15 protein-coding genes are annotated in these 20,474 nt (G+C 73.8%); 11 read left to right on the top strand and 4 right to left on the bottom strand.

Annotated features, from left to right (window positions below; all coding sequences use genetic code 11):
* Window positions 1-3: 3 nt before the first annotated feature.
* Complete coding sequence (locus ACFZAX_RS03250) at window positions 4-2,859, bottom strand: AAA family ATPase (protein WP_390958601.1); 2,856 nt, start codon at window positions 2,857-2,859, stop codon at window positions 4-6.
* 227 nt (window positions 2,860-3,086) lie between these two features.
* Here ACFZAX_RS03250 and ACFZAX_RS03245 point away from each other — a divergent pair, with 227 nt between their 5' ends.
* The 3 genes from ACFZAX_RS03245 (at window position 3,087) to ACFZAX_RS03235 (ending at window position 6,714) form a co-directional block, all read left to right on the top strand.
* A complete protein-coding gene (locus tag ACFZAX_RS03245; RefSeq protein ID WP_390958599.1) occupies window positions 3,087-3,755 on the top strand; it encodes a LuxR C-terminal-related transcriptional regulator in 669 nt (222 codons plus the stop codon).
* 182 nt (window positions 3,756-3,937) lie between these two features.
* Complete coding sequence (locus tag ACFZAX_RS03240) at window positions 3,938-4,630, top strand: Pvc16 family protein (protein ID WP_390958597.1); 693 nt, start codon at window positions 3,938-3,940, stop codon at window positions 4,628-4,630.
* Window positions 4,627-6,714 carry an AAA family ATPase gene (locus ACFZAX_RS03235; RefSeq protein ID WP_390958595.1) on the top strand — a complete coding sequence of 696 codons (2,088 nt, stop codon included), beginning with the start codon at window positions 4,627-4,629 and terminating at the stop codon, window positions 6,712-6,714. Before ACFZAX_RS03240 ends, ACFZAX_RS03235 begins: the two co-directional genes overlap by 4 nt.
* 157 nt (window positions 6,715-6,871) lie before the next feature.
* Here ACFZAX_RS03235 and ACFZAX_RS03230 read toward each other — a convergent pair whose 3' ends face one another.
* Together ACFZAX_RS03230 and ACFZAX_RS03225 are read right to left on the bottom strand one after the other, a co-directional pair.
* The gene (locus ACFZAX_RS03230; RefSeq protein ID WP_390958592.1) at window positions 6,872-8,302 is read right to left on the bottom strand and encodes a hydrolase; all 1,431 of its coding nucleotides are present in this window, start codon (window positions 8,300-8,302) and stop codon (window positions 6,872-6,874) included.
* Window positions 8,303-8,591: 289 nt separating this feature from the next.
* On the bottom strand, window positions 8,592-10,151 hold the full coding sequence (locus ACFZAX_RS03225) for a LamG-like jellyroll fold domain-containing protein (RefSeq protein WP_390958591.1): 1,560 nt from the start codon (window positions 10,149-10,151) through the stop codon (window positions 8,592-8,594).
* 450 nt (window positions 10,152-10,601) lie between these two features.
* Between ACFZAX_RS03225 and ACFZAX_RS03220 the strand changes: the two genes are divergently transcribed.
* The 4 genes from ACFZAX_RS03220 (at window position 10,602) to ACFZAX_RS03205 (ending at window position 13,474) form a co-directional block, all read left to right on the top strand.
* Window positions 10,602-12,203 (top strand): phage tail sheath subtilisin-like domain-containing protein, encoded by a 1,602-nt coding sequence (locus ACFZAX_RS03220; protein WP_390958589.1) that lies wholly within the window; start codon window positions 10,602-10,604, stop codon window positions 12,201-12,203.
* 139 nt (window positions 12,204-12,342) lie between these two features.
* Window positions 12,343-12,786, top strand: coding sequence for a phage tail protein (locus tag ACFZAX_RS03215; protein WP_327177127.1), 444 nt, complete (start codon window positions 12,343-12,345; stop codon window positions 12,784-12,786).
* Window positions 12,786-13,319 (top strand): hypothetical protein, encoded by a 534-nt coding sequence (locus ACFZAX_RS03210; RefSeq protein ID WP_390958587.1) that lies wholly within the window; start codon window positions 12,786-12,788, stop codon window positions 13,317-13,319. Before ACFZAX_RS03215 ends, ACFZAX_RS03210 begins: the two co-directional genes overlap by 1 nt.
* On the top strand, window positions 13,316-13,474 hold the full coding sequence (locus tag ACFZAX_RS03205; protein WP_266707268.1) for a DUF6760 family protein: 159 nt from the start codon (window positions 13,316-13,318) through the stop codon (window positions 13,472-13,474). Before ACFZAX_RS03210 ends, ACFZAX_RS03205 begins: the two co-directional genes overlap by 4 nt.
* Window positions 13,475-15,780: 2,306 nt before the next feature.
* Here ACFZAX_RS03205 and ACFZAX_RS03200 read toward each other — a convergent pair.
* Entirely contained in the window at window positions 15,781-16,179 is a 399-nt protein-coding gene (locus ACFZAX_RS03200; protein WP_390958585.1) for a hypothetical protein, read from the bottom strand.
* Between the two features lie 547 nt (window positions 16,180-16,726).
* Between ACFZAX_RS03200 and ACFZAX_RS03195 the strand changes: the two genes are divergently transcribed.
* The 4 genes from ACFZAX_RS03195 to ACFZAX_RS03180 all read left to right on the top strand — a co-directional run bounded on the left by ACFZAX_RS03195 (window position 16,727) and on the right by ACFZAX_RS03180 (window position 20,444).
* Complete coding sequence (locus ACFZAX_RS03195; protein WP_390958583.1) at window positions 16,727-17,293, top strand: hypothetical protein; 567 nt, start codon at window positions 16,727-16,729, stop codon at window positions 17,291-17,293.
* Window positions 17,294-17,385: 92 nt separating this feature from the next.
* Entirely contained in the window at window positions 17,386-17,811 is a 426-nt protein-coding gene (locus tag ACFZAX_RS03190; protein ID WP_390958581.1) for a phage tail protein, read from the top strand.
* A gap of 15 nt (window positions 17,812-17,826) precedes the next feature.
* Window positions 17,827-18,549, top strand: a complete 723-nt coding sequence (locus ACFZAX_RS03185) for a LysM peptidoglycan-binding domain-containing protein (protein WP_390958579.1) — start codon at window positions 17,827-17,829, stop codon at window positions 18,547-18,549.
* Window positions 18,549-20,444, top strand: coding sequence for a VgrG-related protein (locus tag ACFZAX_RS03180; RefSeq protein ID WP_390958577.1), 1,896 nt, complete (start codon window positions 18,549-18,551; stop codon window positions 20,442-20,444). The genes ACFZAX_RS03185 and ACFZAX_RS03180 overlap by 1 nt, the downstream gene beginning before the upstream one ends.
* The last annotated feature ends 30 nt before the right edge of the window (window positions 20,445-20,474 follow it).

The following is a 20,474-nucleotide window of genomic DNA, read 5'->3' as shown; positions in this document are numbered from 1 at the left end:
GGCTCAGTCCGGGCCCAGCGAGGTGACCAGCTCGATCCGTCGCCGTATCCCCAACTTGCGGTAGGTGTTGGTCAGGTGGGTCTCCACCGTGCGCCGGGCCAGGTGCAGCAGGTCGGCGATCTCGGTGTTGGTGTGGCCGTCGGCGGCCAGCCGGGCGATGCGGCGTTCGCTGGCGGTGAGGGAGCGCGCGCCGGTGGCGGCCCGGGTGGGGCGGCGGGCGCCGCTCTCCCGCAGGGCCTGCTCCGCGAGCGTGCGCAGCCGTACCGCGCCGAACCGCTCGGCGCGTTCGGCCGCCTCGCGCAGGCATCTGCGGGCACGGACGTGCTCCCCGGCGGCGGTCAGCGCCCGGCCCTGCGCGAGCAGCGCGCTGACCAGTTCCGTGCCGACCTCCGTCGGGGAGTCCCGCAGCAGCCGTACGGACTCCTCGGTCATCCGCAGACCGCGACGCCCGCCGGTGACCGTCCCGAGCACCCGCAGCGCGCGGCCCACCGGGCGCGCGGTGCCCCAGACGCGGGCCAGGCGCAGTTCCTCCTCGGCCAGCGCGAGCGCCTGCCCGGGACTGCCCAGAACCTGGCAGCAGAGGGCGGCCGCCGTGCGCCACGGGGTCACGACCGGGCTGACCACCTGGCGCTCGGCCTGGCGGCGCCCGCACTCCAGGAAGTCGTGCAGTGCCCCCGACGGGTCTCCCGCCGAGACGCGCTGGAGCCCTCGTGCGTAGAGGAACCGGTTGCGGCCCCAGGAATCGGGTGCGTCCCGCAGGTCGAAGGCGTCCGCGAGCCGCCGGGCCTCGGCGGTGCGCCCGCCCTCCACGAGGCCGGTCAGCACATGGGCGTGCGCGGGGGCGAGCCCGGTGGACCCGGCGGCGGACGACCCGGCCGGCAGGCGGGTGTACTCGCCCCGGGCGGCCGCGATGTCGGTGCGTACGTTGACCAGCGCCATGTGCATGGGGTGCGGAAGGTGGGGGGGCCGGCCGGCCAGGCCGCGGTCGACCAGCTCCTCGGCCTCGTCGAGTTCGTCGGCCCACTGCGCGACCGTGGCCGCCGCGCCCAACAGAAACGGTTCGGCCAGCGGGTCGGACGGTTCGGCGAGCAGGACCCGTACCTTCCGCATCGCCTCGTCGGCCGAGGTCAGCCCGGCGGTGGCCGCGTACCGGACGAGCAGCGCCTGAGCGGCCGGGCTGACCAGCTCCGGGGTGCGCTCCGCGGTGGCGCGCAGCCACCGGTAGACCTCCTGGCGGACCGTCTTGTCCTGGTCGGAGAGGAGCACGGTCGCGCTCTGCAGGGTGCTCGCCAGGCCGGGGTGGCCGGCGAGCTGGCCGTCGGCGCTGCGCAGCACCTCCAGGGCCGCGCGCGTCCTGCCGCGCCCGGCGAGCGCGGTGCCCAGGGCGACGGCCGCGCGGACCCGTTCACGCGGGGTGCCGGCCAGCGCGAGTGCCTCGGTGAAACGGGGGATCGCGGCGGACGACTGGGCGCCCGCGTACTCCAGGGAACCCAGATCGGTCAGCAGCCGTTGCCGCTGCTTGGCCGGGAGCGGTTCGTCCAGGGCGCGGCGCAGATAGGCGACGGCGTCGCCGTTCCGCCCGGCGCGCAGAGCCAGCGAGGCGGCGCCGTGCAGCGTGGTGGGTGCCCAGGACTGACCCACCGGACCGGCGAGCAGCAGGTGCCCGGCGACCGTCTCGGCGGGGGCGCCCCAGCGTCGTGTCACCTCGGCCGCCGCTCCGCGCAGGGCGTACCGCCGGGCCGCGGGGACGCAGGTGAGGACCGCGTCCCGCAGCAACGGATGGGCGTAGCGGGGCCTGCCGTCGCCGCCGGGGCGCAACAGGCCGAGCCCGGTCATCGCGGTGAGCCACCCCGCCACCCGGGCGGGATCGGCGCCGGACAGTTCGGCGAGCAGTCGGCCGAGCTCCTCGGCGGCCCGGTCCGGGCCGGTACCGGCCGGGCGGGGCTGCTCCGGACTCCTGCGGTCCGGTTCCTCGTCGAGAGCCGCGAGGACGCGCGCCACCTCCGAGGTCTCGGGCCCGGCGCTCTCCAGCCACCAGGACACCGCCGCCGTGTACGCCCCCGGGTACAGCGCCGCGGCGCTCTCGGGTACGGCCGGGAGGGAACCGGAGGCGCCGAGGTCGTCGAGCAGCGCGTGCAGCAGCAGCGGGCTCGCCGCACCCGCCCGGGTGCACGCCTCGACCCACGCCCCGGTGGCCGAGGGGAACCTGGCGCGCACCAGGCCGGCCGTCGTCTCCGCGGTGAGCGGGGCGAGGGTGTGGGTACGGACGAGGGCGGGGGAGAGGCCGCGGGCGAAGCCCGGTGCGGGCGCGCCCACGTCGTACTGGCTGCGTTCGGTGACCACCAGCAGCACCGGCAGCCGCAGCCGGTCCACGTGCCGGGCGGTCTCCACCAGCCACCGGTACGAGGACGCGTCCGCGAGGTGCACGTCGTCAACGGCCACCAGGAGGGGGACCTGTTCGGCGCGGGCGACCAGCAACTGCCGCAGCCGGTCGCCCTGTTCCCGCTCGTTCTGTTCCCGCTCGTCCTGCTCCCGGGCGCCCGCTTCCCGCCCGCCTGCCGCGCCGCTTCCGCCGGCCCCGGCGGGGGGCTCCGGCACCGTCCCGGAGCGCAGCAGGTGGTGGACGGCGGCGAAGGGAACCGTGGCGTCGCCGGGGGAGCAGCGGCCCCGCAGCACCCGCATGCCGTGCCCGTCGGCGGCCTCGGCGGCGGCCTCCAGCACGGTGGTCCGGCCGGTGCCGGTGGCCCCGCGCAGGAGCACCGCACCACCGTGGCCCGCGCGGGCACGGGCAGCACTCGTCGCGATCAGTTCTGTCGCACCCCTGTGCTCGCGCGGTTGCTCACTGTAGGGTCCGGACATTCTGTCCCCTTTTCGTGACGGTGGTGAACGGGGCGTCCCCCGCGTACCGCCCCGGGCGCCGTGCCCGCGGCGGGTGGTGCCGTGATCCGCGGTCACCGCCGATCTCGTGGTACCGCTCGTGGTGTTCCACGATGGCGGGCACCCCAGCCGTTCCACGAAGGTGGGAGCCGCGGACCCGTAGCCGACCGGAAACCGGGTTCCACGCACGCGGACTTGGGGGAATTCGGTTGCACAGCGCCACGCGCAGCACACAGCCCGGCCCGGCCGACCCCGTGGAGCGGATACGTGTCGGGGTGCACACCAAGGACCCGATCTCGCGCGAGGGAGTCCACAGCCAGCTGCGCCGGTACCCGGAGATAGACCTCCGGGACGAGAACGAGACCGGCCCCGGCATGGTGCTGCTGCTCGTCGAGGACTCGCTCGACGAGTCGGTGCTGACCCGGCTGCGCCGACTGGTGCGCAGCGAGGGCGCGCGGGCCGCGCTCGTGGTGGGAGCGCTGCGGGAGGCCGAACTGCTCGACGTGATCGAGTGCGGTGTCGGCGCCATCGTGTGGCGCCACGAGGCCACCGCCGCCCGGCTCCTGCAGGCCGTCCACGCGGCTGCCCGCGGTGACGGCGACCTGCCGTCCGACCTGCTCGGCCGGCTGATCACCCAGGTGGGCTCGCTGCACCGCAGCGCGGCAGGCCGGCCCGGCGCCCCGGTGTCGGGCCTGACGCCGCGTGAGGTCGACGTACTGCGGCTGGTGGCCGAAGGGTTCGACACCGGAGAGATCGCCAAGAAGCTGTCCTACTCCGAACGCACGGTCAAGAACGTCATGCACGGAATGACCACCCGACTGCACCTCCGCAACCGGGCGCACGCCGTGGCTCAGGCCTTGAGGGAAGGCTACATCTGACCGGAAGGGCAACCGGAGCCGCCCCTGGGGGCGGCACGGTCTGCCCGGCCGACGTCCCGGCGCGACTGCGGGGACGGGCGGCGCGGGAGGCAGGATCGTCCGGGGCGGCCGGGCGGATCACGGCGGCGGCACGGCGGTACGGACTACAGCGGGGCCGGGAACGGCAGGGCGGGAGCACGACGGTGATCCACGAAGTGGACGAGGTCCTCAAAAACCTTCTCGGCTCAGGCGCGTTGAGCGGCTCGGGCATCGACATAGCCTTCGATGCCCCCACCCGGGACTGGGCCGCCCGGCGCAACGCGCCCACCATCAACGCCTATCTGTACGACATCCGCGAGGACGTCAACCGTCGCCAGCGGGGCCACGTCCCCGTGTACGACGAGCGGGACGTGGTCGTCAAACGCCGCCAACCCCCGCGCTGGTTCCGGCTGTCGTACCTGGTGACGGCCTGGACGAAGCAGCCCCAGGACGAACACCGGCTGCTCTCCGCCGCGCTGGCCACGCTCATCCCGCGTGAACTCATCGCCCCCTCCGAACTGCCGGGAGCCCTGGGCGCGCTGGGCATGACCGTGCCGCTGTCGGTGGCCGGCATCCAGACCGAGGCCCGCTCGCTCGCGGAGATCTGGTCCGCGCTCGGCGGAGAACTCAAGCCCTCCCTCGACCTGGTGATCACCGCACCCTTCCCGGCCTACCCCGAGTACGACGCCGGGCCGCCCGTCACCGAGGGCGCCGCGGTGCGCCTGGGCACCATGGACGCCGCCGGGGACGGAACCCGGGCCGAATCGGAGCGCGCGCACCGTCCCCACCAGGTCGCGGCTGCCCAGGAGGCCAGGAAAACGGCCCGTCGCAACCGCGCCACGGGCAACCGCACATGACCGCCGGCGCCCCGCTCCCGCCGCCGGACGACGCCGACCACGCTGGGTCGCTCCTCGCCCGCCTCGCCGAACTGCGCGAGCGCGTCGCGCTGCTGGTCGAGTACCGCTCCGCCGACGACCCCACCGCGAACGACCCGCTGCGTGGCCTGTACGTGTCGAACGAGGCGGTCCACCATCTGCTGAGCCCGGCGGAGCCCCCGCGGCTCGGTGTCGCCGAGCCCGTCGACGCGTACGCCGACCGCCTGACCGACCTCGCCGTCCGGCTCGGGCTGACCGGACTCGACGCCCTCGTTCTGCTCGTCGCGCTCGCCCCGGACCTGGACCGGAGCTTCGAGTCGCTGTACGGCTACCTCAACGACGACGTCAGCCGGCGCCGGGCCACCGCCGCGCTCGCCCTCGACCTCTGCGGCATCCCCGTCCACCTGGCCTCCGCGCGGGCCCGGCTGCACCCGGCGGCACCCCTGCGCGCGCTCGGACTGCTGGAGGTGGAGGAGCCCGAACGTCCCTTTCTGAGCCGTTCGTTGCGCGTACCGGACCGGCTGCTGGCCCACCTCCTCGGCGACGACGCCCCGGACGCCTCCCTCGCCGGGCACCTCCACCCGCTGGACGCGGGCCCCGACCCGTACGAAGAGCCGTACGCCGGGCAGGGGCCGTACGGCGGGCAGGGGCCGTACGGCGGGCAGGGGCCGTACGCCGGGCAGGGGTCGTCTCCCGACACCGCCACCGGCCCCTTCGTGCACCGTCTGGCCGCGCTGCTCGCCGCCGGTCCGCCGGTCACGGCCTACCTCCGTGAGCGGCGTGAGGGCGACGGGCTGCCCTCGATCGCCGCCGCCCTGCGCGTCGCGGGCCTGCCGGCCCTGCGGTTCACCGGACCCGAGGACCGCGTGCCCGACCTGCTGCGCGAGGCCCGGCTGACCGGCCGCGCGGTGGTCGTCCAGGGGCTGCCGGACAAACCGGAGGCGCTGGTACGGCAGTTGGCGGGTGCCGCCGACGTACCGGTGCTGATCACCGGACCGCGCCCGTACGACCCGCTGTGGTCCGACACGGACCCGCTGGTCCTGGAGGCACCCCCGCGCGGTGCCGGTGCGACCGGTGCCTGGGCGGCGGCGCTCGGCGAGGAGCCGGGCTTCGACCTGGCCGCCACCGTCGCGCCGTACCACCTGGCCGGCGACCACATCGTCCGTGCCGCCCGCGCGGCCCGCGGGCTCGCGGCCTTCGACGGGACTCCGCTCACCCCCGCCCACCTGCGGCTCGCCGCCCGCCAGCAGTCCGCATCCGGCCTCGAACAGCACGCCCGGCGCATCCGGCCCGCCGTCGACTGGCGGGACCTGGTGCTGCCCCCCGGCCCGCTCACCGAACTGCGCGAACTCGCCCTGCGCGCCCGGCACCGCGACCGGGTCCTCGGCGACTGGCGGCTGAGCGCGGGCGGTGGCCGGGGCCGGGGCGTCCTCGGGCTCTTCGCGGGCGCCTCGGGCACCGGGAAGACGCTGGCGGCGGAGGTCGTCGCGGCCGAACTCGGCCTCGACCTCTACACGGTCCAGCTGTCGTCGATCGTCGACAAGTACGTCGGCGAGACCGAGAAGAACCTCGAACGCATCTTCACCGAGGCGGACCGCACCGATGCCGTCCTCCTCTTCGACGAGGCCGACGCCGTCTTCGGCAAGCGGTCCGAGGTGAAGGACGCCCACGACCGGTACGCCAACATGGAGAGCTCCTACCTGCTCCAGCGCCTGGAGTCCTTCGACGGCATCGCGCTCCTCACCACCAACCTGCGCGCCAACATCGACGAGGCGTTCACCCGGCGTCTCGACCTGGTTGTGGACTTCCCGTTCCCCGACGTCGAGCAGCGCTTCGCGCTGTGGCGGCACAGCCTCTCCCACGTGCCCTGCGTGCCGGACGTCGACGTGCGGCCGGTGGCCTCGGTCTTCGAGCTGGCGGGCGGCTCGATCCGCAGTGCCGTGGTGACCGCCGCCTACCTCGCGGCCGACCGCGACGGCCTGGTCACCGCCGCCGACCTGCTGGAAGGCGCCCGCCGCGAGTACCGCAAGGCCGGGCGCCTGGTGCCGGGCGAGGGGACCTGGTAGGCCGCCCGCCCGGCGGTGACGGTCGTTCGGTGGTGATGGTCGTTCGGTGGTGATGGTCGTTCGGTGGTGACGGTCGTTCGGTGGTGACGGTCGTTCGGTGGTGACGGTCGTTCGGTGGTGATGCTCGATCGGCACCGCCGGTCATCCGGCGGTGGTCTCACTCCGCGGCGGGGACCGTGAACGAGACGGCTTCGAGCGCGCGGGAGTTGTCGGTCGTACCGCCGAAGTTGAAGTCCCCTCGCGGCCCCCTGCACGTGGCGGTCCTGGTCCACTCCGACCCGGTGAAGCGGATGTTGTGGCAGATCTGCCCGGAGCCGACGTTGATGCCGAAGCCGGCCAGCACCTCGGCGTCGTCGTCGGTGCTGCCGATGTAGTTGTCCTTGCCGTCGGCGACGACGGCCGTCCAGGGCGTCTTCCAGTGGGCCTGTCCGTCGGTCGAATCCGGGTCGTGGGGGAGGGCGTTGGCGGCGGAGCCGCTGACGCCGTACACGGCGATGTTGAGGGCAGTGAGCGGCTTGCTCCGGCCGTTCCCCGCCATGGCGCCGTCGCAGGCCGGACGCTGCCAGCCCTCGCCCTCGATGAACGCCCGGTAGCAGATGTGCCGGCCCGTGGGGTCGTCCTCGGCCATGAGGTTCACCGCGGTCGCCGCCGTCTCCTCGGGCTCCTTCGGGGCGGTGGACTCCTTGTCCCCGCCGCCTCCGCCCGATGCGGGCTGTGCGTCGTGGGTGGGTTGGGCGGGTTCGGTGGTGGGTGCGGTGGTTGGGGGTGGTGGGGCGAGGGTGGCTTGGGGGGTGGGGCTGGGTGCGAGGGTGGCGCCGGCTTCGACGAGTTTTTCGGTGGTGCCGCTGGCGATGGTGGGTTTGTGGCCGAACCAGAGGGCGAGGAAGGTGATGGTGAGGGCGATGAGGATGCCGAGGATGGTGGCGAGCCAGCGGGGGAGGAAGCCGCGTTGGACGAAGGTGCCGTCGACGGGGAGGGGTGTGGTTCCGGAGCGTTGGACGGTGAGGGTGTAGGGGCGTTGTTCTTTGGGGCCGAACCAGATGAGGGTGCGGGGTTTGAGGGTGGTGGTGATGAAGGCGGCGCGGCCGGGTTCTATCTGGATGTTGCTGGGGCGGAGTTCGTAGGTGAGTTGGTCGCCGTTGTCGGTGCCGCCGAGGGAGGCGGTGAGTTTGGTGTTGCCGAGGTTGTCGATGGCGAGTTTGGGGCGTCCGCGGAATCGGCCTTTGACGGTGGGGGGGACGAGTTCGGCGCGGAGTTCGGTGAAGGGGGTGATGGTGAGGTTGCCCTCGGGCGCGGTGGTTGCTTCGGGGTGTTCGGTGGGGGTGATGCGGATGGCGTAGGGGTTGGGGCCCGCGGTGGCGTCGGGTGTGCGTGGGGGTGCGAACCTCAGCTCGACCGTGCCGGTGGTTCCGGGGTAGAGGCGCAGGGTGGGTGGTTCGACGGTGGTCCAGGGGGCGATGTCGCCGACCGCGTCGAAGCGGTATTCGTCCACTACGTCACCGGTGTTGCGCAGACGGAGTCGTACGGTGGTGCTGCTGCCGGGATCGACCGTGGCCGACGCGGGTTCGAGAGAAGTCCATAGGCTCACCCGTTCACGTTAGATCAGCGAGTGGCCGCTCCCATGTGCCCTGCGGATCAACGGAGTTGTCACCGCCACCGAACGTGCCCGTCCAGGCGTCCCCGTGGTCACCCCGGGCACCCCGGCTGCCCCCGGGTGATGCCCCGCAGGGCATCCCGGGGGCATCACCCGGGCGTATCACCCGGGCGTATCACCCGGGCGTATCACCCGGGCGTATCAACCGGGCGTATCAACCGGGGGCGTCACCCGGGGGCGTCACCCGGGCGTATCCCGGGGCACCTCCACAGGCGGGCCGGGCTCAGGGAATCTCGTTGATCTGCTCGCGGGTGAGTGCCTGGTCCCACGCCGCGACCTCGTTGATCCGCCCGTCGAACTTGTCGGCGTCGGCGTCCGCGTACCTCGCCCGGCCGATGATGAAGGCGCCGGTGGTCGTGAACGGGTAGGCGTCCTGCACGGAGCCCTGGGGGGCGCCGTCGACGTAGAGCGTCTGGGTGCCGGTCGCTCCGTCGAAGACACCGACCAGGTGGGTCCAGGTGTGCAGGGCCGCCGGGGCCAGGGAGAGCGCGCGGTAGCCGATCGCGGCGTTGTCGCCGCCGTCCGAGCGTGTCCGGGAGAACGCCCAGCGCTTCTCGCCCGGGGAGAACTGGAGGTAGAAGGCGCTGTTGTGCGTCCCGCTCTGGCTGACCGCGGTGGAGAAGTGAGCGGTGGTGTCGAGGTACACCCATGCCGAGATCGTGAAACTGCTGCCCGGTCCGGTGGGCACCACCGGGCCGTTCGAGATCATCTGGCTGCTCGAACCGTTGAACGCGCCGGCGCCACCGTGCCCGTCGGCACCGGCCACGTCGGTCACGGTGAGCGGGTGGGTGCCGGTTTCGTCCTTGCCCAGGGCGCCGGGCCTGACCAGCCACTGCCCGATCGGCTCCGGTACCTCGGGGGGCTTCGGGTCCGAGGAATCTCCCCCGCCGCCTCCGCCCGATGCGGGCTGTGTGTCGTGGGTGGGTTGGGCGGGTTCGGTGGTGGGTGCGGTGGTTGGGGGTGGTGGGGCGAGGGTGGCTTGGGGGGTGGGGCTGGGTGCGAGGGTGGCGCCGGCTTCGACGAGTTTTTCGGTGGTGCCGCTGGCGATGGTGGGTTTGTGGCCGAACCAGAGGGCGAGGAAGGTGATGGTGAGGGCGATGAGGATGCCGAGGATGGTGGCGAGCCAGCGGGGGAGGAAGCCGCGTTGGACGAAGGTGCCGTCGACGGGGAGGGGTGTGGTTCCGGAGCGTTGGACGGTGAGGGTGTAGGGGCGTTGTTCTTTGGGGCCGAACCAGATGAGGGTGCGGGGTTTGAGGGTGGTGGTGATGAAGGCGGCGCGGCCGGGTTCTATCTGGATGTTGCTGGGGCGGAGTTCGTAGGTGAGTTGGTCGCCGTTGTCGGTGCCGCCGAGGGAGGCGGTGAGTTTGGTGTTGCCGAGGTTGTCGATGGCGAGTTTGGGGCGTCCGCGGAATCGGCCTTTGACGGTGGGGGGGACGAGTTCGGCGCGGAGTTCGGTGAAGGGGGTGATGGTGAGGTTGCCCTCGGGCGCGGTGGTTGCTTCGGGGTGTTCGGTGGGGGTGATGCGGATGGCGTAGGGGTTGGGGCCCGCGGTGGCGTCGGGTGTGCGTGGGGGTGCGAACCTCAGCTCGACCGTGCCGGTGGTTCCGGGGTAGAGGCGCAGGGTGGGTGGTTCGACGGTGGTCCAGGGGGCGATGTCGCCGACCGCGTCGAAGCGGTATTCGTCCACTACGTCACCGGTGTTGCGCAGACGGAGTCGTACGGTGGTGCTGCTGCCGGGATCGACCGTGGCCGACGCGGGTTCGAGAGAAGTCCATAGGCTCACCCGTTCACGCTAGGCCAGCGTCCGGACGCCGGTCAGGTGATCGCGGGCAGAGGCGGTCGGCCGCAGGGGCCGACGGGCTGCCTCATCGGCCGTACGGCCTTCCCCGAAGAGCGACCGGCTGCCCCCCGGTGTGCCCGGGAGGCCCTTACGGGGGACGGGCGGGCCGTGGTAGGCAGAGAACCGGAGCTGTGGGAGCTTCCATCCGGCCCGCTCCGGCCGAAGACCTGCCACTCCCCGGCCGGTACGGAGGGAGTCCTCCGCCCGGAACGGAGGAGGCGGAAACCGGGGCGCGGCTGACGCGTCATCACTCCCGCGCCGGGCGGGGACCAGTAACTGCCCACAAGGGCAGCATCCGTGCCCCCGAACAGGTCCCGGAGGACGTTTCGGCGGCTCTCCCGCACGGGGGAGAGTGACAGTGGTTCCTGTCTCGTACCCCGAGGAGAGCAGAACATGCCGTCCTATCTGTCGCCCGGCGTCTACGTCGAGGAGGTGGCCAGCGGCTCGCGTCCCATCGAGGGAGTGGGCACATCGGTCGCCGCCTTCGTGGGGCTCGCGCCGAGCGGTCCGCTGAACGAGCCGACCCTGGTCACCAACTGGAGCCAGTACGTGGCGTCGTTCGGTGAATTCACCGACGGGTACTACCTCGCGCACTCCGTCTACGGCTTCTTCAACAACGGCGGCTCCGCGGCCTACGTGGTCCGCGTGGGCGGCTCCACCGAGGGGGCGTCCTCCGACGGCCCGGCCGGCTCCGGCCGCGCCGCCGTGAAGGCTTCCACCGCCCCGGCGGCGCTGGAGGCCGGAGAGTTCCGGCCGCTCGGCGGGTTCTCGGTCGCGGCCATCGCGCCCGGCGCGAGCGGCGCGCTCAGCGTCGAGGTGACGCTCCCGGAGGACGACAGCCCGGCCGACCGGTTCAAGCTGACGGTCAAGGACGGGGACAAGGCCGTCGAGACCTTCGACGTGTCCGCCAAGAAGGGCGGCCGTACCTACGTCGTCACGCAGGTGAAGGAGCGCTCCAAGCTCATCACCGTGGCCGAGGCCGCGCCCGCCGGGCAGCTGGTCCGGCCGGACGCGCAGACGGTGGCCCTCGTGGCCCCGCCGGCCGCCGCCCCCGCCGTGCCCGCCGCCTCGGCCACCGAGTCGTACCCCGGAGCGGCCCGCTACCTGGGCGACTCCGCGGACCGCACGGGCTTCGGCGGCCTGGAGGCCATCGACGAGATCTCCATGGTCGCGGTGCCCGACCTGATGGCCGCCTACCAGCGCGGCGCGATCGACCTGGAGGCCGTCAAGGCGGTCCAGTTGGGGCTGATCGCGCACTGCGAGCTCATGGGCGACCGGGTCGCGGTCATCGACCCGCCGCCCAGCCTGAACGCGCGTCAGATCCGGGTGTGGCGCCAGGAGACGGCCGGTTACGACTCCAAGTACGCGGCTCTGTACTACCCGTGGATCAAGTCCTTCGACCCGTCCGCCGGGCAGTCGGTACTGATCCCGCCGAGCGGCCACGTCGCCGGCATCTGGGCCCGCAACGACTCCGAGCGCGGTGTGCACAAGGCTCCCGCCAACGAGGTCGTGCGCGGCGCGGTGGACCTGGAGACCCAGATCACCCGCGGTGAGCAGGACCTGCTCAACCCGATCGGCGTCAACTGCATCCGGGCCTTCCCCGGCCGCGGTATCCGCATCTGGGGTGCCCGTACCGTCTCCTCGGACCCGGCCTGGCGCTACCTGAACATCCGCCGCTACTTCAACTACCTGGAGGAGTCGATCCTCCTCGGTACCCAGTGGGTGGTGTTCGAGCCGAACGACCACGCCCTGTGGGCGCGTATCCGGCGCAACATCTCGGCGTTCCTGACCAACGAGTGGCGCAGCGGCGCCCTCTTCGGCCAGCGCCCCGAGGAGGCCTTCTACGTCAAGTGCGACGAGGAGACCAACCCGCCGGAGTCGGTCGACGTCGGCCGCGTGGTGTGCGAGATCGGCATCGCGCCGGTCAAGCCCGCCGAGTTCGTGATCTTCCGACTGGCCCAGTTCTCCAGCGGCAACGGAGAGCTGGAGGAATAGCAGCCGATCCTGGTGGTGACCGGCCGCTCCCGGCAGGTCACCACCCGGGCCTCGGGCTTCGACCCGGTCGCGGTCCCGGGCCCGGTCGGCTTCACCGCCGTAGCGCCATCCCACAGACCTTCACAAGGACAGCGAACACATGAGTCTCCAGCCGGGTGACGCCCTCACCTCGCACAATTTCGGCCTGCAGATCGACGGTGTCATGGTCGAGTACCTCGCCGAGGTCAGTGGCATGAGCATCGAGCAGGACGTCATCACCTACCAGCAGAACACCCCCAACGGCCAGAACGTGGTCAAGAACATGCCGGGTGTGAAGAAGAACGGCACCTGCACGGTCATCCGCGGTATGACGCAGTCGGCTTCGTTCACCCAGTGGATCAACCAGTCGATCTCCGGCCAGATGACCACGGCCCGCAAGAACGCCTCCATCATCATGATGGACTTCCAGAACAACCCGGTGAAGCGCTACCACCTGCGCAACGCCTGGTGCAGCAAGATCGACGCGAGCACGGTGAAGGCCGGCGAGGCGTCCGCGCTCACCGAGACGGTCACCATCGTGTTCGAAGAACTGGTCATCGAGTAATGCGCCGTTCGGCCGCCAGGGCCGGCGGGTTCGCCCCGGAGCCCGGTGCGGAGGAGGCGCTGCCCGCGCCCACCGCCGTACCCGACGCGCAGCCCGCCGCGCGGCTCCCGCAACCGCCGCAGCAGGAGCAGGTGCCGCAGCCGCAGCAGCAGCAACGCTACGAGCTGCGCACCGAGTTCGCGTTCCAGCTGCCGCGTGGTTACGTGGACGAGTCGGGCACCGTCCACCGGGACGGGGTCATGCGGCTCTCGACGGCGCGCGACGAACTCGTCCCGCTGCGCGACGTGCGCGTCCAGGAGAACCCGGCGTTCCTGTCGGTGGTGCTGCTGGGCCGGGTGATCACCCGGCTCGGCACGTTGCCGATGATCCACGACGGCATCGTGGAGAACATGTTCGCCTCCGACCTGGCCTTCCTGCAGGACTTCTACCGTCAGATCAACGCGGAGGGCCACACCCGCGCGTCGGTGGAATGCCCGCACTGCTCCGAACCCTTCGAGGTCGAACTCGGCGGGAGCCGCCTGGGGGAATCGTGACGTACGCGAACGACCGGCTGCACGAGGAGATCGCGTACGTCGCCTACCACTTCCACTGGAGCCTGGAGCAGATCCTGGACCTCGAACACCAGGACCGCCGCCGCTACACCGACCAGATCGCGTCCTTCGTGACGCGCGCAGGCGCGGAGGGCTGAGCCGTGGGGTTCCTGGACCGGTTCACGTCCGGGCGGGCGGGCGGTGCGCGTACGGGCGCGGATGCCGCGTCGAGTACGGGCACGGGCATGGCGGCCGTGCCGTCCGAAGGCGCGGCGGAGTCCGCGCACGGCGGCGCCGACGCGGGCCGGACGGCCGCGGCCGGGCCGGCGGGCGGCCGTGCACCGGTCGCCGCGTCCTGGACCGGCCTGCCGCCGATCCGGCGTGCCGTGGCCACCGGCCCGGCAGGAGTCGCGGACCCCGGGTTCGGCGGCCGGCTGCCGACCTGGCAGAACCCGTCGTTCATGGGTACCGCGTCCCACGCGGTCCTGGACGGCCGGTCGGCCTCGGTGCTCGGCGGCGGTACGGTCCCGGCGTCGGCCCGGCCCGTACCCGGTCTCGAACGCCGTGCGGGCACACTGCCGTTGGCGGGCAACGACGCCATGGTGCAGCGCGCCCCGGCGGTCCCGCTGCGGGCCCTCCCCGCGAGCCTCCCGGGTGCGCCCGGACAGCCCGCGCCCGCCCTTGGCCCCGCCGGCTCCGGCCCCGCCGTCCCGGGCCCTGCCGTCCAGCGGACGGGCACCGGGCGCCCGGTGACGGCCCCGGTCCCGGCCGTGCAGCGGAGCGCCCCGCCGGTCCCCGGCCCGGGTGCGGAGGCGGTACGGGCGGGACGCGGCAGCGCCGCGACGACCGGTCCGGGCCCCGTGGCCGGACCCGCCCAGGCCCCGGGGGCCGCCGTCCAACGCGCTTCCGCCCCGGTGCCGGTGCCGGTGCCGGTGCCGGTACGTCATGCCGGTGCGCCTCACCCCGGGGCCCCGGCTCCGTCCGTCCCGCCGCACGCGGGTCTGCGGGTGACACCGGTCCCGGCGAGCGCCTCGCCCCGGCCGGCGCCCCTGACGCGGGCGCAGCCCGGGGCGGCGGTACAGCGGCGGTCCCTGCCGGTCGCCCGCCGGAGCGTGGCTCCCACGGGTGCGGTCGCCGCGGGCGGCGCCCCGGCGAGCGGCGCCGCGCGGACGTCCGGCGGGGCTCCCGGGCCCCAGGCCCACCCCGCCGGTGCGGCCTCCGGCACCGAACCGCCCGCCGTCCCGGCGCGGCGAGAGGCCGCACCGCGTGAAGGCGGTACGGCGGGGGCGTCCTCGGGCGGAGGTTCCGGCCCGGCGGGCCCTGGTCCGGCGGGTGCCAGTCCCGGTCCGGCGGGGCCCGGTCCGGCGAGCGCGGGGCCCGGTCCGGCGCTTTCCAGCCGCGCGGGTTCCGGTCCGGCCGTGCAGCGGTCAGCCGCGCAGCCGCCGACGGTGCGGCCTTCGGTGACGCAGCCTTCGGTGGTGCGGGCTTCGGCCGTGCAGCCTTCGGTGGCGCAGCGTTCGGCCGTGCAGCCGACCCGGCATCCGACGGGCCCGGTGCCCGCGGCGCCGGCCGTCTCCGCAGCACCCGCAGTGCCGGTCGGGGACCCCGCGCCGGGGGCCGTCGGGCCTGTCGGCAGCCCCTCCCCGGACGGCGGCTCGGGGCGGCGTGGCCGTGGCGATGACGCCGGGGCCCCGGCCGGTACGGCCTCCGGTCCCGCCCGGCCTCCGGTCGCGCCGGGCCCTTCCGCCGGTGGCGACGCGGGGGCGGCGCGTCAGGGTGCTGCGGGCCGTCGTGCGGTGGCCGACGACGTTCCGGTGCAGCGTGCGGCGACGGCCGACGTTCCGGTGCGGCACGCGACGACCGGCGATGTCCCGGTGCGGCACACCGTCGCCGGTGACGTTCCCGGCGGGCGTGCTGCCGCCGTGCGGAGCGACGCCGGGGGCGAGCAGCCCCCGCACGGCACGCCTTCACCGAGGTCGGACGGGGCCGCTTCCGGTGCGGCCCTGCCCTCGGCAGCCCCGGTCGCGCCCGTCGCGCGTACGGCAGGGCCGCTGCCCGTCGTCCAGCGAGCGCCCGACAGCGCGCGGCCGCGGTCCGCGTCGTCCGGCCGCACCCCCCAGCAGCCCCCGTCGGCCACGCCCGGCGGGCTGCCGGGAGGCCCCGCGACGTCGGCGCGGCGGCCCGGCGGCGATCCGACGGCCCCATCCCGTACCGCTGCTGCGGCGTCAGGCTCCATGCCGACGGCACCGGGCGGCCCCCGCTCCACGTCCGGGACGCCGTCCGGCACCCCCGCCGGGACGCCGTCCGGCCCGGTACCGGTGGCTCCGCCGGTCCCGGGGGCCGCCGTCCAACGCGCCTCCGCCCACCCGGGCACCCCGGCACCCGGCCCCGCCGCGCCCGCCCGGTCCGGTCGGCCCGCGCAGTCCGCTCAGTCCGGTCAGTCCGGTCAGTCCGGTCAGTCGGGTCAGTCCGCCCAGTCCGGTCGGCCGACGGGGCCCGCCCCGACGACCGGGCCCGCCCCGGCGGCCGGACCGGGGCCGGTGCGTGAGCCCACCGCCCCGGCGACGTCCCCCGCGCCCGCGTCCGGGGCGACAGCCCCGGCCGGTATCCCCGTGCGACCCGGCACCCCCGTCGTCCAGCGGGCGGCGGCCCCCTCCGGCGTTCCGGGCCGGGCCGCCGCCCCCGTACCGGGGAGCGCCGCCCGTCCGCCGTCGCGCGCGGGCCTGGGGGCTCCGATCACCTCGGCACCGGCGGCGCGCGCGTCCTTGCCTGGCCCGGCGGGTGCCGCGCCCTCCGTCCGGCCTGCCGCCGCGCCCGTCGCCCCGGACGCGACGGCGGAGCCGGTCGCTCCTCCGGTACGCACTTCCGCTCCGGCCTCCGTCGTGCAGCGGGCCGTTGCCGCCCCGGCCCCGTCCGCGAGCGGCACCCCGGCCCCGGCCCCGGTCCCGTCTCCGGTGACCGTGCGGCGCTCGCCCCTCGGCGCCCCGATGCGGGCCGTGCCCACGGATGCCGCGCCGATGTCCGCCCGGCTCCCGCGTACGGCTCCGCGTACGGCCGGGGCACCTGTCGCCCACGCCCTTCCGCCGGTCCCGCCGCTTCCCTTCGTGCAGCGGTCCCCGGCGGAGTCGCGGCCCCCGCTGCCCTCACTGCCCCCGCTGCCGCAGGCAGGGACACCGCGGTCTCCGGCGGCGCGGCCCCCGGTCCAGCAGGCCCAACTCCCCGTACTCCAGGAGCCGTCGGCTCCACCGGCCCCGGCTTCACCGGCCCCGGCTTCACCGGCCCCGGCTTCACCGGCCCCGGCTTCACCGGCCCCGGCTTCACCGGCCCCGGCTTCACCGTCCTCGCCGCCTCTGCCCGCAGCCGCGCCCGGCTCCGTACGGTCGCCGCTGCCGGCCGGGCCGCTCCCGGCCGTGCTCCAGCGCGCTGTCGCGGCGGCTCCCGCGAAGGTGGTGCCGCTGCGTCGTCCGGCGGCCCAGGCCCGGTCCGCGGCCGGCCACTCCGCCGCCGTCGTGGCGCCGCTCCCGGCCCCTGCGGCGCACCCGTCTCCGGCGGCCCCGATGCCGGTCGTCCAGCGGCTCTTCGGCAAACACTCCAAGGGGGGAACCCGAACGACCCCGCCCCGGTCCGGCTCGTCCGCGATCGGCAGCCTCGCCGCCGCCGCGGCGGCCACGGTCGCCGGGCCCTTCATGCACACCGCGCCGCCCGTGCGCCCGCCCTCGCCGCCGCCGTACACGCCGGCCGGACCGCCGCCCCCCTACGCCCCCGCCGCCGCCTCGGGGTCGTACGCGCCGCCTCCGTACGACCCGCCGCCGGAGTACAGGACGGTCCCCGACAACACGTTCGATCCCAAGGAGCTCACCGAGTTCCAGCTCGACGCGCTCGCGCACCAGCTCATCGGCCGGATCACCAGGCTGATCCGCACCGAACTCCGGCTGGACCGCGAGCGGATCGGAAAGCTCCGCGACCCGCGCCGCTGACCCCGCCGGCCACGGCCGGACACCGCCGGCACAGCCGCCCCGAACCGCCCCGAACCGCCCCGCACGCACGACAGAGAGAAAGGTCCGCCGCGATGCCCTCCAGCCTGGATCCGGGCTCCACCATCTGGTTCTCCCTCAGCATCGACGGCGAGAGCCTCGGCTACTTCAACGGGTGCGAGGGACTGTCCTCCGAGGTGGAGATCGAGCACCACCAGGAGGGCGGCAACAACGGTTTCGTGTGGGCGCTGCCGACCCGGGTCACCTTCTCCACGATCCGGCTGACCCGTCCCCTCACCCCGGACACGGCGAAGGTCGCCAAGTGGATCTCGTCCGTGCAGACCGGGATCACCCGGCCCACCGCGCAGATCGCGGCGCTGCGGGCGGACGGGTCGGAGGTGGCCAGCTGGGGGCTGATCGACGTGCTTCCGGTGCGGTGGACCGGGCCGACCCTCGACCCCGGGAGCCCGGCCGTGGCGACCGAGGTCCTGGAGATCGTCCACCACGGATTCACGAACTGAGAGGCGGCCGACACCATGGCCAAGGGCAGCAAGGGCGCCGGCAAGAGCCTCGTACGCGCCAACCTGGCGATCCACGAACCTCCGGTGGGCGACAGCATGACGCCCGGCGGGATCATCGAGACCTTCGCCTTCGACTTCAACCCGGCGCAACTCTCGCTGAGTCGGCGGGCGTTGTGGACGGCCACTCCGGCGCAGATCGAACGGACGGGTGCGAAGCCGGAGTTCATGGGTGTCGAGGCGATGCAGATGGGTCTGGAGATCTTCCTCGACTCCTCCGACAAGCCGACCGGCAACACCGTGCTGAAGAAGGTGGAGTCGCTGCTCGACTGCTGCGAGGTGACCCTGCGCAGCATCGGCGCCAAGAAGCCCTCGCCGCCGTGGGTCGTCTTCCAGTGGGGGGCGTTCTCGACGGTCCGGTTCACCGCCTACATCAGCTCCGTCGACGTCTCGTACACGGTCTTCGGCACGACGGGCGTCCCCATCCGGGCCACCGCCCGGTTGCAGCTGACCGAGATCCCCAGCAAGACCAGGGGCCAGAACCCGACGTCCGGCGCGCTCACCGCGCAGCGCGTCCACCGGGTCGTGGCCGGCGACTCGCTGCAGTCGCTGGCCTGGCGGGAGTACGGGAGCGCCGCCGCCTGGCGGTCGATCGCGCGGGCCAACGGGATCGACGATCCCCGGGTCCTGCCCCCCGGTACCGAATTGATCATGCCGTCCGCAGAGGAGGTGCGTGGCTGATGGTGCGCGCCGCGTACTCGAGTGTCGTCGACGTCCTGATCGGCGGCGCCAAGGTGCCGCCCGATCTCACCGACTCCCTGGTCGAGAGCCATGTGGACCAGGGGATGGGTGTTCCCGCCGCCTTCCGGCTCACCTTCCGGGACCCGTACCGGACGATCCTCGGCAAGCTCGGGGTCACCTTCGGTACCCCAGTGGTCATCACACCGATCGCCGACGGGCACGGAGCCGGCGATCCCCTGCTGACCGGTGAGGTCACCGGCCTGGAGGTCGACTACGACGGCACCGGCACCTTCGCCGTGGTCCGGGGGTACGACCTCGGGCACCGCCTGCTGCGCCGGCGCCGGGTGACCGCTTTCCGCAACCAGACCGCGTCCGACATCGCCCGGAAGCTGGCCGCCCAGGACGGGGTGCCCATCGGGCGGATCCAGTCGACGAAGACGGTGTACGAGTTCATCAGCCAGTCCAACGTCACCGACTGGGACTTCCTCGCGCGGCTCGCCGACGAGAACGAGATGGTGATGTCCGTCGACGCGAAGGGCAAGTTCCAGTTCGTGTCGCCCGAGCCGTCCTCCGGCGCGCCCTCGCCGAGCACCGACGGCGACAAGAGCCCCTTCGTGCTCCAGGCCGGTCACGACATCCTGCGGCTGCGGGCCGCCGTGACCGCCGCCGACCAGGTCGGCAAGGTCGAGGCGCGCGGCTGGGACGTCACGACGAAGAAGGAGCTCACCGCGGTCTCGCCCGCGCTCTCCAACCCGGCCATCGGGATCGGGACCACCCCGGGTGCCGCCGCCGGGAAGTTCGGTACGGCCCCGCTGGTCGACACGGGGACCCCGTACGACAAGCAGGCCGAGGTGAAGTTCGCCGCCGACGCGCTCGCCGACGACATCACCTCCTCCTTCGCCGAGGTGGAGGTCGTCACGCGCGGCAACCCCAGGCTGCGGCCGGGCATTCCGGTGGCCCTGGCCGACGTGGGCAAGCCCTTCGAAGGCAAGTACACCGCCACCTCGGTGCGCCATCTGTTCGGCGACGGCAAGCACTACGAGACCTGGGTGACGGTCAGCGGACGCCAGTGGCGCTCGCTCTACGGCCTCACCTCCGGCGGCTCGGAGACCGCGCCCCGGCTGCCCGGCGTGGCCAACGCGCTGGTCACGGACGTGAACGACCCGTTGAAGCAGGGGCGGGTCAGGCTGCGTTTCCCGTGGCTGGACGACACCTACGTCAGCGACTGGACGCGCACCGTGCAGATGGGCGGCCTCGCCGGTGGGGGGATCTTCCCGCTGGACGTCAACGACGAGGTGCTCGTCGGGTTCGACCGGGGCGCCCTGGACCACCCGTTCGTGATCGGCGGGCTCTACAACGGCAAGGACGTGCCCACCCCCGTGAAGGACGTGCCGCTGCACGACGCCACCCGGCGGAAGGCGGCCCGGCACACCGTCTCCGACCGGGACGGCAACCGCATGGACCTGCTCAGCCAGAAGACCGGAGGCCGCAAACAGGGCGTCCGGCTGGCGTCCGGCGACCAACAGCTGACCATCCACCTGGACCGGACCAACACCGAGATCGTCGTGGACAGCAAGGGCACGGTGAAGATCAAGGGCAGCCGGTCGGTCTCGGTGGAGGCCGGCACCGACCTGACCCTCAGCGCCCGGCGCGCCCTGACCATCAAGAGCGGCGGGCCGCTCAGCATCAGCGGCGGCGGCGTGGTCAACGTCAGGGCCGCGGGCGAGCTGGGGCTGAACTCGGTCGGTGCCCTGAACATGAGCGCCGTGGGCGCCGCGATGCTCACCGGCGGCGGAACCGTGCAGGTCACCTCGGCCGTCAACACCACCATCAAGGCCCCGACGGTCCTGGTCACGTCCCCCGCCTTCCTGGCCAACGGAATCCCGGTGATATGAGCGAGAACCCCAACGGAAGCCAGGAGCACG

The sequence above is a fragment of the Streptomyces sp. NPDC008125 genome, assembly GCF_042957125.1.
In the GTDB taxonomy this organism is placed as follows: domain Bacteria; phylum Actinomycetota; class Actinomycetes; order Streptomycetales; family Streptomycetaceae; genus Streptomyces.
Note: the sequence above shows the minus strand (reverse complement) of the source record. Positions and strands in the feature narration are given on the sequence as shown.